The 14,701-nt window shown below is 53.2% G+C and carries 14 protein-coding genes; 10 read left to right on the forward strand and 4 right to left on the reverse strand.

Translation table 11 applies throughout. The features are described 5' to 3' along the window. Positions 1–73: 73 nt before the first annotated feature. The 4 genes from LY85_RS18105 (at position 74) to LY85_RS18120 (ending at position 5,412) form a co-directional block, all read left to right on the forward strand. Positions 74–2,320: an EAL domain-containing protein gene (locus tag LY85_RS18105; protein WP_141827767.1), complete on the forward strand. Its 2,247-nt coding sequence runs from the start codon at positions 74–76 to the stop codon at positions 2,318–2,320. A 160-nt stretch (positions 2,321–2,480) separates the two neighbouring features. Beyond that, the gene (gene nagB / locus LY85_RS18110; RefSeq protein ID WP_141827768.1) at positions 2,481–3,233 is read left to right on the forward strand and encodes a glucosamine-6-phosphate deaminase; all 753 of its coding nucleotides are present in this window, start codon (positions 2,481–2,483) and stop codon (positions 3,231–3,233) included. A 134-nt stretch (positions 3,234–3,367) separates the two neighbouring features. Then, a complete protein-coding gene (locus tag LY85_RS18115; RefSeq protein WP_185741274.1) occupies positions 3,368–4,726 on the forward strand; it encodes a Sapep family Mn(2+)-dependent dipeptidase in 1,359 nt (452 codons plus the stop codon). An 11-nt stretch (positions 4,727–4,737) separates the two neighbouring features. Next, positions 4,738–5,412, forward strand: a complete 675-nt coding sequence (locus tag LY85_RS18120) for an HD domain-containing protein (RefSeq protein WP_038323574.1) — start codon at positions 4,738–4,740, stop codon at positions 5,410–5,412. Positions 5,413–5,529: 117 nt separating this feature from the next. Here LY85_RS18120 and LY85_RS18125 read toward each other — a convergent pair whose 3' ends face one another. The 3 genes from LY85_RS18125 to LY85_RS18135 all read right to left on the reverse strand — a co-directional run bounded on the left by LY85_RS18125 (position 5,530) and on the right by LY85_RS18135 (position 7,163). Continuing rightward, positions 5,530–6,264, reverse strand: a complete 735-nt coding sequence (locus LY85_RS18125; protein WP_141827770.1) for an MBL fold metallo-hydrolase — start codon at positions 6,262–6,264, stop codon at positions 5,530–5,532. Between the two features lie 54 nt (positions 6,265–6,318). After that, positions 6,319–6,792, reverse strand: coding sequence for an HD domain-containing protein (locus tag LY85_RS18130; RefSeq protein ID WP_038323576.1), 474 nt, complete (start codon positions 6,790–6,792; stop codon positions 6,319–6,321). 116 nt (positions 6,793–6,908) lie between these two features. Then, complete coding sequence (locus tag LY85_RS18135) at positions 6,909–7,163, reverse strand: AbrB/MazE/SpoVT family DNA-binding domain-containing protein (protein WP_141827771.1); 255 nt, start codon at positions 7,161–7,163, stop codon at positions 6,909–6,911. A 210-nt stretch (positions 7,164–7,373) separates the two neighbouring features. On the opposite strand from LY85_RS18135, the gene LY85_RS18140 reads away from it, so the two are divergent. The 4 genes from LY85_RS18140 (at position 7,374) to LY85_RS18155 (ending at position 11,282) form a co-directional block, all read left to right on the forward strand. Continuing rightward, positions 7,374–7,922: a nucleoside recognition domain-containing protein gene (locus LY85_RS18140; protein ID WP_243122612.1), complete on the forward strand. Its 549-nt coding sequence runs from the start codon at positions 7,374–7,376 to the stop codon at positions 7,920–7,922. After that, positions 7,915–8,436 carry a nucleoside recognition domain-containing protein gene (locus LY85_RS18145; RefSeq protein ID WP_185741275.1) on the forward strand — a complete coding sequence of 174 codons (522 nt, stop codon included), beginning with the start codon at positions 7,915–7,917 and terminating at the stop codon, positions 8,434–8,436. The genes LY85_RS18140 and LY85_RS18145 overlap by 8 nt, the downstream gene beginning before the upstream one ends. Positions 8,437–8,445: 9 nt before the next feature. Continuing rightward, positions 8,446–10,299 carry a ferrous iron transport protein B gene (feoB, locus tag LY85_RS18150; protein ID WP_141827772.1) on the forward strand — a complete coding sequence of 618 codons (1,854 nt, stop codon included), beginning with the start codon at positions 8,446–8,448 and terminating at the stop codon, positions 10,297–10,299. Between the two features lie 218 nt (positions 10,300–10,517). After that, positions 10,518–11,282, forward strand: a complete 765-nt coding sequence (locus LY85_RS18155) for a type III pantothenate kinase (protein ID WP_141827773.1) — start codon at positions 10,518–10,520, stop codon at positions 11,280–11,282. A gap of 184 nt (positions 11,283–11,466) precedes the next feature. Here the strand turns inward: LY85_RS18155 and LY85_RS18160 are convergent, their stop codons facing one another. Continuing rightward, positions 11,467–12,645 (reverse strand): DegT/DnrJ/EryC1/StrS family aminotransferase, encoded by a 1,179-nt coding sequence (locus tag LY85_RS18160; protein ID WP_141827774.1) that lies wholly within the window; start codon positions 12,643–12,645, stop codon positions 11,467–11,469. A 313-nt stretch (positions 12,646–12,958) separates the two neighbouring features. Between LY85_RS18160 and LY85_RS18165 the strand changes: the two genes are divergently transcribed. Both LY85_RS18165 and LY85_RS18170 read left to right on the forward strand, forming a co-directional pair. Then, positions 12,959–13,570: an acyltransferase gene (locus LY85_RS18165; protein WP_243122613.1), complete on the forward strand. Its 612-nt coding sequence runs from the start codon at positions 12,959–12,961 to the stop codon at positions 13,568–13,570. Then, the gene (locus LY85_RS18170; protein ID WP_141827775.1) at positions 13,571–14,698 is read left to right on the forward strand and encodes a DegT/DnrJ/EryC1/StrS family aminotransferase; all 1,128 of its coding nucleotides are present in this window, start codon (positions 13,571–13,573) and stop codon (positions 14,696–14,698) included. Positions 14,699–14,701 lie beyond the last annotated feature (3 nt).

A 14,701-nucleotide genomic window follows, 5' to 3' on the forward strand; every position in this document is an offset into this window, starting at 1 on the left:
AAAATCATTTCATAAAAGATTTAGAACCATTCACTTATTCAATTACGCAAAATCTGTCGAAATGGGTGGCTAAATGAAATACCAGAGAAATAAAATGGTTCCGATTATTGTCGGGATTGTCGCAATATTGATTGCGCTGGGGCTGGGTTTTGTCTTTGGTGTGCGCAGTATTTTAACAGCGAATACGCAGACCTCCCTGCAAAAAATATCGGAACAGGGTTCAAATGCGGTTCGCGCGGCGATTGTGGGTAATCTGGATGTACTCAGCGCCCTTGCGGAGCAGAACGGGCTTACCCAGAGCGAGGCTGAGCAAAGGAAGGTCCTTTCGGATGAAGCCAGAAGAAAGAATTTCGTGCGGGTGGCTTATGTCGACAGGTCGGGCCGGGCGGTTACCAACGACGGCAAGACGATGATGATTAAAGAAAGGGAATACTTTCAGAAGGCACTGGCCGGTCACGCCAATATTTCGGGGGAACTCTATGATCTGTTTGCCCCCCAAAACAAAATTATCGCGTATGCGGTGCCGGTGATCCGTACACGAAAAATTGTCGGCGTACTGGTCGCGACGACGCCGGATGATGAAGAGCTGAACATCATGGATAATATTGCCGTTGATTCGGATTATTCCATTTATATTATTTCCAGTGACGGAACGGTGGTTTCCAACCGGAGCGGCCAGGATCAGTTCAGCAACTTCTTTCAATACATAGGAGCACAGTCCTCACACACGGAGATCAGTAAAATGAAGGAGGACTTTCTGTCCCGGCAGTCGGGCAAAGGAGTCTGTAAGGTTAACGGAATCGACAGGCTGGTTGGATACAGCGGCATTCGGGGAACGGACGGCTGGATGTTTGTGGTCACGGTGGAAAAAAATAAAATGATGGCTCCGGGCAATCAGATCCTGATCATGAGCGGAATTTTATTCGGACTGCTGATTCTTGAATTCGTCGTTGCCTCCATCGGCTTTTTTAAATTTAAAAAAAGCAGCTATGAAGCGAATATGCGGCGCAAAGAGGACATCAGCTATTACACTTACACCGACCCTCTGACGAATCTGCCGAACCGCAAGGGAGTGAAAAAGAATATTTCCGAATGGATCGGGCTCTGCCGTGCGGAAAGCAAAAATGGAGCGGCTTTTTTTCTCGATATCGACAATTTCCAGTCGGTCAATAATACCTTCGGCAGTGACATCGGGGACTCTTTCCTCGCTTCGGCGGCGGCCCGTCTGGCCTCTGTGGAAGGAGAAAACATGCTGGTCGGCAGAATCGGGGGGGATGAGTTCACCCTGCTGATTTCCAATGTGAATACTTCGGAAGAGCTTGAAAGCTACGCTAAAAATATTCTGCGTCTGTTTGAGGAGCCGTTTCTGATTCATGATAACATCATTCAGCTGACGTGCAGCATCGGCGCCATCCTGTTTAATTGCAGTGAAATTATTGAGGAAGATCGCTTCGACGAAATCATTAATCGCGGCGAATTTGTCCTGCATGAAGCGAAGAGCTCGTCGAAGGGAAGCTATGCCCTGTTCAACGAAGAATTCGGAATTACGATTGACCGCCAGCATCAGATGCAGCGGGAGCTTAAGCTGTCCATTCACAATGGCGAGCTCTGCTGTTATTTTCAGCCGCAGTACGATTATGAGAAAAAGGCGATTGTCGGCTTTGAGTCCCTGGCCCGCTGGAACAGCGCCAAATTCGGGATGGTATCGCCGGTTACGTTTATCGCGATGGCGGAAAACACCGGCTTCATCAAGGAACTGGGACGGTTTGTCGTTGACCGGACGTTTGCTTTTGCACAGGAAGTACAGGGCCGCGGGCTCAGGGTTTCCTTCAACACCTCCCCTGTGGAGCTCCTGCAGGCGGACTACGTGGATTATGTGCTGGAACGCTTCTGCTACTACGGGCTGGCTCCCGGCAGCGTGGCGATCGAGGTAACGGAATCCACCCTCATAGAATCTTTCGACGGGGTCATTAAAAAGCTCGAAATTCTGAGCGGTCACGGCATTTCCGTGTACCTTGACGATTTTGGGACGGGATTTTCTTCGCTGACCTATCTGAAAAATCTCCCCATCCATTCGGTGAAAATCGATAAAAGCTTTATTGACGAGGTGGTAACCGACCGGGTGGGACGCGATATTGTGGACATGATTGTCCGGCTGGCCAAAAGGCTGAATCTGGAGGTCATTGCGGAGGGCGTGGAAACGCAGGCCCAGGTCGACTGTATTTACAGCTGCGGCTGCAGGATGATTCAGGGGTACTTCATCAGTCCGCCGGTACCCTGGGAAAAAGCAATCGCACTGTTGGATGGAGTGCATAAATAATGGACATACTGCGGGGTAAGATTGATTGATTTTGCCCCGTAGTTTTTTTTGCTTTTTGTGCTATAATTTGATTTAGAAAAGAAATTTTCGATAATTTCCGCCGCAAATAAAAATAATTTTTATTTGCGAGCTTCAGCCGCCACAGGAAAGGAAGAGTTTTATGAAAATTATCAGCGCACCGGATTATCAGAGCATGAGCCGGAAAGCGGCCAACATTATTTCCGCACAGGTTATTCTGTTTCCAAATTCGGTTTTGGGTCTTGCCACCGGTTCCACACCGCTTGGTGTATACAAGCAGCTGATAGAATGGTATAAAAAAGACGATATCGACTTCTCAAAGGTACACAGTGTCAATCTTGACGAATATTGCGGGCTGTCGGGCGAGCATGAGCAGAGCTACCGTTATTATATGAATGCAAATTTCTTTAGCCAGGTCAATCTTCCGATCGAGAACACGAATGTCCCGAACGGGCTTGCAAAGGACATCGACGCGGAATGTAAACGGTACGACAACGTCATCACCAGCCTGGGCGGCATCGACCTGCAGCTTCTGGGCATCGGGCACACCGGCCACATCGGGTTCAACGAGCCGGACGACGACTTTGACAAAACGACGCACTGTGTGAAGCTGAAACAGAAAACCATCGATGCAAACGCGCGTTTCTTTGAAAACGCCTCGGAAGTGCCGCAGCGTGCTCTCACGATGGGCATCAAGGCGATCATGCAGGCGAAAAAGATTCTTCTGGTCGCCAACGGCTCCAGCAAAGCAGAGATCCTCTGCCGTTCACTCTTCGGGCCGATTACCCCGGAAGTCCCCGCATCCATTCTTCAGCTCCACAACGACCTGACGGTTGTCGCGGACGAAGAGGCGCTTGCGGTCATCCGCGGCAAGTATCCCTCTGCGATCGGATAAATTTAATAGCGATTTTACAGGGTGAGCTTCGGTTCACCCTTATTTTTTGGTATTTTTTGTGCTATAATAAAAGCAACATAACAAGCGACATAAACAGGAAAGGAAGAATATCCGTGAGTTTTGGAAGCAAAATTTTGAAATACCAAGATGCGATCATACATGATTTGGAACAGCTGGTTGCCATCCCCTCCGTGCGCGGCGAGGCCGTGGAGGGAATGCCGTTCGGCAAAGCGCCCGCAGAGGCTTTGAACCGGGTTTTGCAAATGGCCGCCGATATGGGCTTTACCACAAAGAATGTCGGAAACTATGCCGGTCACGCGGAGTACGGAGAGGGAAACGAGGTCGCCGCAGTGGTCGCCCACATGGATGTCGTACCGGCGGGTGAGGGCTGGGATACCGACCCGTTTACGCTCACCAGGAAGGGAAACCTGTACTATGGCCGCGGCACGGCGGACGACAAGGGAGCGGCGGTGGTCGCCCTGTATTGCTTAAAAGCTCTGAAGGATGAAGATATTCAGTCGAAACGCCGCCTGCGGGTTATTTTCGGCGCGGGGGAGGAAACCGCGAGCAACGATCTTGAAATGTACCTGAAATCGGAGCAGATGCCCGTTATGGCGTTCACCCCAGATTCCGAGTACGGTATCTGCAACCGCGAAAAGGGGATCATGCGTCTGGCTGTCTCCTCACGGGAGCACAGCTCGGCGGTGGTCCGCGAATTTTCCGCCGGTACCGTTGTCAACGCCGTTCCTGCCAAGGCGAAGGCGGTCGTGATGTGTACGGACGAAGTCCTTGCAAAGCTCCAAAGCGCCGCTTCCCGTATGGAAGGGGATTTCAGCTTTGAAAAAACGGAGGACGGGACCGAAATTACGTCCATCGGCAAAGCGTCCCATGCCATGCAGCCGCAGGAGGGCTTCAACGCCGCGACCCATCTGATGAAACTGCTGGGTGAAATCTTTTCCGAGGAAGAGCTCGGCGGGCTGATCAGCTTTGTCAACCGGAATATCGGGACTGAGCTGCACGGCGAATCTCTCGGCGTTTACGTAAGCGACGAGGAATCCGGTCCCCTGACGCTGAACCTCGGGCTTGCCGGCATTTATGACAGCTCCGCGTCTGTCGGAATCGATATCCGCTATCCGGTTACCGCAAAGGGAAAGGATATCTTTGCTTCCATCGCGGAAAAGGCTCTGCAGTACGGACTGGAAACTACGCTGAGTCAGGAAAATAAGCCGCTCTTCCTTCCGGAAAGCAGTCCGTTCATCACCCTGCTTCAGGATGCCTACGCGGCGGTTACCGGCAAACCGGCAGAGCTCTACGCTACCGGCGGCGGAACCTACGCGCGCGCCTTTGAAGGCCGCGCCGTCGCGTTTGGCCCGTTTTTCCCCGACGAACCCGACCGCCGCCTGCACAACACGAATGAGAATATTGACATTGACCGCTTCATGGTTCACGCACAGGTGTGCCTGGAAGCAATGTATCGGATGCTGACGCAGTAAACGGAGAATAAATGGAAAAATATAATCACGTCACTCTCGAAGACATCTTAAAAAATGAAGAAATCAATGCGTATATCACCAACGGCAACGAGAATCTGGGGGTAATCGGCTATACGGAGCACGGCTTTGCCCACGCCAAGCGTTCCTCCAATTACGCAAGCTATATTTTGCGCACCCTGCACTACGACGACCGCACCTGCGAGCTGGCGGCCATTGCGGGATACATGCACGATATCGGCAATGTGGTCAACCGTGTCGACCACGCCCAGAGCGGCGCGCTGATGGCCTTTCAGATTTTGAACCGGCTCGGGATGCCCCCGAACGAAGTGGCCCTGATCGTCGCCGCCATCGGCAATCACGACGAGGGGACCGCGGCCGCCGTCAATCCGATTGCCGCGGCCCTGATCCTTTCCGACAAAGGAGATGTGCGCCGCACCCGCGTCCGCGACAAGGAAACCGTCGGCGCGGATATCCACGACCGTGTCAATTACGCTGTGGAACGGGCGTCCACCAAGGTGGACGCCGAAAAAAAGACGGCTATGCTCGACATTAAGATCGATACGCAGATCTGCCCCGTCATGGAGTATTTTGAAATCTTTATGACCCGCATGGTGCTTTGCCGTCAGGCGGCGATCTACCTCGGCCTGCAGTTTGAGCTGATTATCAACGATACCCGGCTTTTATAGGCGTTTTCGCCGTAACGTCGGGGAGAATTACTGACAAGAAGTAAAAGAGCCCGGATTGGCGTCGTCAGACGCTTCTCCGGGCTTTTTTTGCAGGTCGATCATCATATGTATGTTTTATTACACGGGCCGCTTATCGCTTTCCCTGCGGTACTGTTCAATGTCCTCCCTGAGGGAAGCCAGAAAATCGTGCCTGCCTTCGTGCTCTGTATGTCCGTGCACGCAGAGCTCGAAATCAAGGCTTTCGAAGAGAGCAAGAAGCTTTTCGGTCTTTTCGAGGGGATTCTCCGTTTTACTGCCGCCGCAGTCCGCGTCTCCGATAAACAGGACCTTCTCCTCCGGCACGAAAACAACGGAGCAGTCTTCGCTGTGGCAGCCTCCGACACGGATCAGTTCGCAGTGAACGCCGCCTAAATCCACGGTCAGCCGGCTGTCGTAGACAATATCACCGCTTTTAATCGTCAGCCCTGTCCGGTCGGGCAATTCCTTCCGGATATTCCGGTTGCAGACCGGGCTTTCCTCTCCGTTTGCGGCGCGCAGGTCCATCGAAGCGTCGTCCCATTTCCAAAGCTGCATTTTCTTCAGCTGGCGATCGGTAAGCGAGTTTGTAATCGTCTTGGCCTGAACCGTGTCCATGCCGAAAATGTGGTCCCAGTGCCAGTGCGTGATCGCCACATAATCAGGGTAGGGCAGACGCTCCTCCCGAAGGCTTTGCAGGAAAAGCTCCGCATGTCTGGAGGAATTGCCGGCATCCACCATCAGCGCGTATCGGCTGCCCCGTACATAGCCCAAAACCGATCTGTCCGTCTCGTCATTGTGCGCGGTATAATAGACTCTGTCGCTCAGTTTAATCATCTGATTCCTCCGTCCTGTTTTCGTGTCAGAATGGATGCGGGACAATCAGCCGCGCTATCGGGAAATCAGCGCGGGGTAGATTCTCAAAATCTCAATGATGGAGCAGAATTTGTCCGAAAGGCTGACGATCAGCGCCTCCCTGCACTTCGGCGGGGTCAGCGTCAGCGGCCACATGTGCTTGACGATGATCTCCTTTTCACAGTCGTTGAGCGAAAAGTGCTCCTCGGCGTTTTCCAGCGCGGTCAGAGGATGCTTAAAGCCGTGAAGGCCCTTGGGGTTCTTCGTCACGTGCCAGTCGTACAGAAAGAAATCATGCAGCAGCGCGCCCCGGATGATACTCCGGCAGTCCACGTTCAGATTCAGTTTTCTGCACAGCCAGTAACTGTAATAAGCCACGGAAATGCTGTGCTCCAAGCACGAAACATTGGCGTGCTGAATAAACGTCCCCATCCGCTGAACGATCTCGGATTTCAGCAGTTCCAGGGAACAGTCCGTAAAATACTGTCTTTCACTCTGGGATAATTTCATTTTGCCATCTCCGTATTTACTATGGAATTATTCTTATCATAATTCTTTTCTTCATTCATGGCAAGGGGAAATGAAAAAAATCAGCCGCCCTGCAGCGCAGGGCGGCTTTAACGCTGCTATTCCTCCAGTCTGTTTGCGATTTTCTTCATGCACTCGTGACAGACATTATGGCCTTTAAACGAAACAACGTCATTCATGCTGTTGCAGAAAATACAGGCAGGCTCGTATTTTTTCAGAATGATCTTTCCATCCTCATCAACAAAAATCTCCAGAGGGTCCTTTTCGTTTATGTTAAGGGTTATTCTGAGCTCCTTTGGCAACACAATTCTCCCTAATTCGTCAACTTTGCGCACAATACCGGTAGACTTCATTTTATTCATCACCTTTCACTTTAAAATCAGTGTTTGATTATTCAATTTAACGACAAAATTATAGTATATTTTTCCAAAAATGTCAATTAAATGCATGTTTGGAAAGCAAAAAAATATGTGATAAGCGGAAAATTTTATGAATACATATAATACGGAACAATCCGGAAAGGGGTGAGCGCACTGCTGAATTATATTTGGGCGGGGCTGATTGTGCTGAGCGTTATCTGCGCCGCCGTTACGGGGCGGATGCCGCAGCTGTCCGCCGGAATTATGAGCGGGACGGCCGGCGCGGTGGAACTGGTCATTACCATGATGGGCATGATGTGCGCCTGGACCGGTCTGATGAAAATCGCGGACGCGGGCGGGATTACACTGATGCTGTCCAAGCTGTTTGACCCGCTGATGCGGCGGATTTTCCCGAATCTGAAAAAAGGGAGCCCCGCCGAAAAAGCGATCTGCATGAACGTTACCGCAAACCTGCTGGGTCTCGGCAATGCCGCCACGCCCCTGGGAATTGCCGCCATGAAGGAAATGGCGAAGCTGAACCCGACACAGACCGCGGACAATTCCATGGTCATGTTCGTTGTGATCAATTCAGCGTCCATTCAGCTGATCCCCACCTTTATGGGGACCCTGCGGGCTCAGTACGGTTCCCCCGCCCCGTTTGACATTCTGCCGGCGGTGTGGCTGACTTCCGTCTGTGCGCTTGCCGTGGGGGTTACGGCCGCCAAGCTGCTGGAGGGAAGAAAAAGTGGATAAACTGGGCGTGTACGCCATCCCCGTGGTCGTTTTCCTGATCGTGATTTTCGGGCTGATGCGCGGCGTGCCCCTGTTCGACACCTTCGTCGCCGGGGCAAAGGAGGGCTTTTCTTCCTCCATCTCCATCCTTCCCTCCCTTGTGGGGCTGATGATGGCGGTATCCATGCTGAACGCCTCCGGCGCTCTGGATATCCTTTCCTCGCTTCTGGCCCCCGCCGCCCGTTTATTGGGTTTGCCGCCGGAGGTGATGCCGCTTGCGCTCATCAAGCCGGTTTCCGGCAGCGGCGCGACGGCGGTTCTGGCACAGATTTTTCAGAACAACGGCACGGAGAGCTTTGCGGGCCGCGTGGCGTCGGTGATGTCCGGCTCCACCGAGACGACCTTTTACGCTATCGCCGTGTATTTCGGTTCGGTCGGCGTCAAAAAAACGCGTCATACGATTCCCGCGGCGATGACCGCCGACCTGACCGCTTTTGTGGTTTCGGCGCTGACCGTCAGACTGTTTTTTCATTAAGGACTGCCTATGAATGATCGTAAAACAACAAATCATTATGTCGTTGCGCTTGCGGGAAATCCCAACTGCGGAAAAACGACTCTGTTCAACGCCCTGACCGGCTCCACCGCCTATGTGGGAAACTGGCCCGGCGTAACCGTGGAAAAGAAAAGCGGCAGCGCCCGGTATGGGAACGATACGCTGGAAATCGTTGATCTGCCGGGTATTTATTCGCTCGTGCCGTACTCGCCGGAGGAAGCGATCGCCGGAAGGTTCCTTGAACGGGAAAGGCCGGATTTGATTATCGATATTGTCGACGCGTCCAATATCGAGCGGAATCTGTATCTCACTACGCAGCTCATGGAGCTGAACGTCCCGCTCGTCATCGCGATGAATATGATGGATGTGGTGGAAAAGCGCGGGGATTCGGTGGACTGTGCGCTGCTGTCCCGGCTGACCGGCATTGCGGTTGTACCGATTTCGGCGTCAAAGGGGGAGGGGCTGTCCGGGCTTCTGAAAGCCGCGGACAGCGCGGCAGGAAGGCCGGCCGCCTACCATCATATTCCCAAACCGGGGAAGGACAGCAAAGACCCGGATACGGCGCTGGCCGACGCGCGGTACCGTTACATAGAGGCCATAACGCGAAAAGCAGTAAAAAAGCACAGCGCGTCGGTCAGGAGCGTCTCGGAAAAAATCGACTGGATTGCGACCAACCGCTTTCTGGCAATTCCCGTGTTCTTTCTGCTGATCTTTTTCGTCTTTTACATTACCTTTGGTTCGGTGGGCTCTTATCTGGTCCACGGCGTTGACTATTTTATCTCAGCCTGCCTTTCTCCGAACGCGGACACAGCGCTCGTGTCCGCCGGTGCTTCGTCCTGGCTGCGCAGCCTGATTGTGGACGGGATCATAGCGGGGGTGGGGGCGGTGCTGGAATTTCTGCCGCAGATCCTGCTGCTCTTCCTGCTGCTTTCGTTGCTGGAGGACAGCGGCTACATGGCGCGCGCCGCCTTTATCATGGACGCGCCGATGCGCCGAATCGGGCTGTCCGGGCGCGCGTTCGTCCCGCTTTTGATGGGTTTCGGCTGTACCGTTCCGGCGGTCATGGGAACCCGGATTCTGGAGAGCGAAAAGGATAAGCGGCTGACCATCCTGATTACGCCGTTCATGTCCTGCAGCGCGAAAACTCCGATTTATTCCCTGTTTATCGCGGCGTTTTTTGTTGGTAACAAACCGCTTGCCATGTTCCTGATTTACTCCTTCGGCATTCTCATCGGCCTTCTGTCCGCGCTGCTGTTCAAAAACAGTATCCTGAAGGGGCCCCCCGCGCCGTTCGTCATGGAGCTGCCGGATTACCGGCTGCCCACGGTGCGGACGGTCTGGCTTCACGTCCGGCGCCGGGTGGGCGATTTTCTGCAGAGAGCCGGAACCACCGTGTTTATTGCGACGGTGGCGGTATGGCTTCTCCAGTCCTTTACCGTCGGGCTGCGGATGACCGGCGACAGCTCAAACAGCATCATCGCCGTGGTAGGCAGGGCGATTGCCCCCGTTTTTACGCTCTGCGGCTTCGGCACCTGGAAACCGGTGGTCGCGCTTCTGACGGGGCTTGTCGCGAAGGAGTCCGTCATCAGCACCATGAGTGTGCTGTATCCGGGCAGCTTGACAGACGCCCTGCGCGCAAACTTCACCACGCTGAGCGCGTGCTCCTATTTGATTTTCGTGCTGCTTTACACCCCTTGCGTCGCGGCGCTGTCCGCCGTACGCCGTGAGATGGGCAGCCTGAAATGGACGGCCGTTACGGCAATTTACCAGCTGGTTACGGCCTGGTACTGGTCCGCAATGTTCTATCAGTGCGCTGTTCTGATTCAGAATTTATTCCGTAAATAAGCCCCGGCAATCTCTGCCGAGGCATTTTTATGCAGTTAGGTCGGTTTTCCCCTTTTTTTCCCTGGAAAAACATGGTAAGACAAAAATCGCGCAAATTAAATTATACAGGGAAAGAATTTCTTTTGCAATAATCGTTAAATTATTATCAATTTAGCATTGCATATTAAAAAAATAGTTGGTATAATTTGAGAATCTGAAAAAGATGGGGAGTTAAGAGGATGATTCTGACATTGGATATGGGCAATACCAATATAACGATCGGTGTTTACGACGATAAAAAGCTGCTTTTTGTCTCCCGTATGGCGACCGACTGCTCCCGTATGGAGGACCAGTATGCTATAGAACTGCGGGATATTCTGGACATCCACGGCGTTTCGCTGTGCGATATTACGGGCGCGGCGATCAGCTCGGTGGTTCCGCCGCTCACCACGTATATCGTACGCGCCATCCGCTACCTGACCGGGGTGGAACCGATCTGTGTCGGGCCGAAGACAAAAACCGGCATTCAAAACAAAATCGAACACCCCGAACTGACCGGTGCGGATCTCGTTGTCGGCTGTGTCGCCGCCGGCAAAATGTTCGACGGTCCGTGTATTGTTCTGGACATGGGGACGGCGACGACCTTTGAGGTGATGGACAGGGATAAAAATATGCTGGGCGGCGCCATTATTCCGGGTGTCGCGATCTCTCTGGACGCGCTGACCCGCCGTACCTCGCAGCTTCCGCGCATCAGCCTGGAGCCGCCTAGGAGCGTCATCGGGAACAATACGATTGAGAGTATGCGTTCGGGTATTCTGCTGGGAACCGCCTGTATGATCGACGGCATGATCGAGCGTATGGAAGCGGAGCTTGGGGAGAAATGCGAGGTCGTTGCCACCGGCGGCCTTTCGCGTGAAATCGTTCCGCTATGTAAACGTAGCATCCATTTCTGCGACACGCTTCTGCTCGAAGGCCTCAGGATCATTTACGAGGATAACAAATAAAGACCCGTAGGGAAAACGGAGCCGTGCGGCGTTACACGGCTCCGTTTTTTGTATGCAGAAAAAAGATAACCGCTCGTCCAAAGCCGCGGTTATCTTTTTTAATCAAACGAAGTGCTGACCGTCCCGGTACAGCGCCTTCTTCTATTCGGATATGCTTGATCGGTCCCGTCGGGACTATCGGCGGTTATTTGTGATAGGTTTCCACAATATCTTTCACGGCGTCGATGACATACTGGACTTCCTCGTCCGTCATGGTGGGGTAGAGCGGCAGGGAAATCAGGCGGTCGAAATGCTTTTCGGCATTCGGGAAATCGCCCTCTTTGTAGCCGTAACGGTCCGTGTAGGCGCTCATATACGTTACCGGGATGAAATGCACGCTGGTTCCGACGTTGCGCTCGTTCAGCTCGGTGATGAACCGGTCGCGGTCAATGGTCAGCAGCTCGGGGACGATGCGCACGACGTACAGATGCCAGCAGTGCGTCGTGTAGTCGGGAACGTACGGCGGGTCCATCGCGTCGATTTTGCCGAACGCCTCCTGATATTTCGCGGCGATCTTCAGGCGCGCCGCCTGCATTTCCTCCAGACGGGACAGCTGCTTTAAGCCGAGCGCCGCCTGAATGTCAAACATGTTGTACTTGAAGCCGGGCTCGCAGATATCGTATTTCCAGGTGCCGCCCTTGGCGTAGCGGTTCCATGCGTTTTTGCTCATGCCCTGTCCGGCGAAGATGCGTGCTCTGCGGTCGATCTCGTCGTCGTCGGTGACCAGCATCCCGCCGTCGCCCGTGCACAGGTTCTTCGTGGCGTAAAAGCTGTAGGAAGCGGCGCCCGGAAGCCTGCTGCCGATCAGCCTGCCCTTGTAGCGGCTCCAAAGGGCGTGAGCGGCGTCCTCCGAAACAAACAGGCCGTGCCTGTCGGCAATCTCATAAATCCGGTCAAGGTCGCAGACCTGTCCGCTGTAATGCACCGGAACGATCGCTTTGGTTTTCGGCGTGATTTTCTTTTCGATTTCGTCCGGGTCGATGCAGGCGGTTTTAAAATCCACGTCCGCAAAGACGGGGGTCGCGCCCGTGTGGAGAATCGTGTTCGCGGTGGAGGCGAACGTCATCGGCGTGGTAATGACCTCGTCGCCCGGGCCGATGTCCTTTGTGAGCAGCGCCACGTGCAGCGCCGCCGTACAGGAATTCATGGCGATTGCATGCTTCGCGCCCAGATATGCGGCGAATTCGTTCTCGAATTCGTTGGTCCGGGGACCTTTGGCCACCCAGCCGGATTTCAGCGTGTCGACGACCTCGTTGATTTCCAGATCGGTGATGTTGGGCAGATTGTATGGAATGAATTTTTCTCGTTTCACGAACTGACTCATACTTGTCATCCTCTTTTTTCAGTTGATTTTCCCTTTTCACAGCAAATCCGTTTGCGGCTGTAAGACGGGATACGCTTCCGGCCCCAAAAACGGGGAGAAACGGATATCAATTCTACAACTTAACTGGAAATGTTGCAGTATCAGTTTTACCAATAAATCAAAGTAAATGATAATACGATTGATGGTTAATGTCAACTATATTGCCCCCTGAAATATTGACTAAAAGCCCCGTTGGTTATATAATGTACAAGTTATAGCAGAATAATTTTTAACTGCGGCGGCCTGTCGGGCCGGGCGAAAGCATGAAAAAATTTTGCCGCAGTTTGTAAAGAATGGTGTTAAAGTGAACGGCAAGGAAAATTTTTTTGTACATCCCAGCGCGTGTGTGGATGACGGCGCGAAAATTGGAAACGGTACAAAAGTATGGCATTTCTGCCACATCGGCGGCGGTTCCCAAATCGGCGAAAACTGCTCCATCGGGCAGAATGTATTTGTGGCTCCCGGGGTAAAGATCGGCAGCTTCTGCAAAATCCAGAACAACGTATCCATTTATGAGGGCGTGGAGCTGAGCGACTATGTGTTCTGCGGGCCTTCCATGGTGTTTACCAATGTTCAGCGCCCGCGCTGCAAATATCCCCAGCGCGGCGCGGCCTTTTACGCCCATACCCCCATTGGGGAGGGTGCCAGCATCGGCGCGAACGCCACCATCGTCTGCGGCCACAGAATCGGCAAAAACGCGTTTATCGCGGCCGGCAGCGTCGTGACAAAGGACGTTCCCGACTATGCGATCATGATGGGCAATCCCGCCCGTCAGCACGGGTGGGCCTGTGAATGCGGGGAGAAGCTGGGTGAGGATTTGGCATGCCCAAAATGCGGGAAAACATATGTGCAGGCCGAAAACGGCCTTCAGGAGGAAACAAAATAAATGGAAAAGATTGCTTTTAACGATCTTGGCGCGCAATACCGCCATTTAAAGGATGAAATTGATAAAGGCATTGCCGATGTGATCGACGGCTGCCATTTTATTTCCGGCCCCCAGACGGAGGAACTGGAAAAAGAGCTTTGCCGCTATACGGGGCGCAAATATTGCGTCAGCACCAGCAACGGCACCGACGCGCTTCTGATGCCGCTGATGGCGAAGGGGATCGGCGAGGGTGACGCGGTATTCGTTCCCGCGTTCACCTTTTTCGCTACGGCGGAGGTAGCCAGCTTTGTAGGAGCGACCCCTGTTTTCTGCGATGTGGACGAAGACACCTTCAACATGGACCCCAAATCCCTTGAAAAACAGATTAAAAGAGTGCTCGAAGAGGGCAAACTAAAGCCAAAGGCCGTGATCGCGGTCGACCTGTTCGGCCAGCCCGCCGATTTTACGGAAATGGAACCGCTCTGTAAAAAGTACGGCCTTTTCCTGATAGAGGATGCGGCGCAGGGTTTCGGCGGCGCGATCGGCTCCAGAAAGGCCTGCAGCTTCGGCGATGTTTCCGCGACGAGCTTTTTTCCGGCCAAGGCACTCGGCTGCTACGGCGACGGCGGCGCGGTCTTTACGGACGACGAAGAAATGTATCGGCTGCTTGTCTCCATCCGCGTACACGGCAAGGGCTCTTTTAAATATGAAAACGTGCGTATCGGTTTGAACGCAAGGCTGGACACCCTGCAGGCGGCCATTCTGCTGCCGAAGCTTCACGAGTTTGACAAAGAGACACAGCACCGCAACTGTGCCGCTTCCCGTTACGCCGAGCTTCTGAAGGGCAAATTCCGGGTTCCGGTCTTAAAGGACGGATTTTTCTCCAGTTATGGATATTATACGCTGAAAGCGGAAAGCGATGAGCAGCGTTCAAAGCTGACAGACGGGCTGAAGGCGGCGGGGGTTCCCACCATGGTTTATTATCCCCTGCCTTTGCATCTGCAGAAGGTTTACGCGCCGCTCGGCTACCGGGAGGGCGATCTGCCCGTGAGCGAAAAGCTCAGCAAAACGGTTTTCAGCCTTCCGATGCATGGTTATATCACAGAAGAAGTTATCGATTATATTTGCACGACGCTGCAAAATATCTGATTT

It is taken from the genome of Clostridium sp. KNHs216, assembly GCF_006714885.1.
Taxonomy (GTDB): domain Bacteria; phylum Bacillota; class Clostridia; order Oscillospirales; family Acutalibacteraceae; genus Caproiciproducens.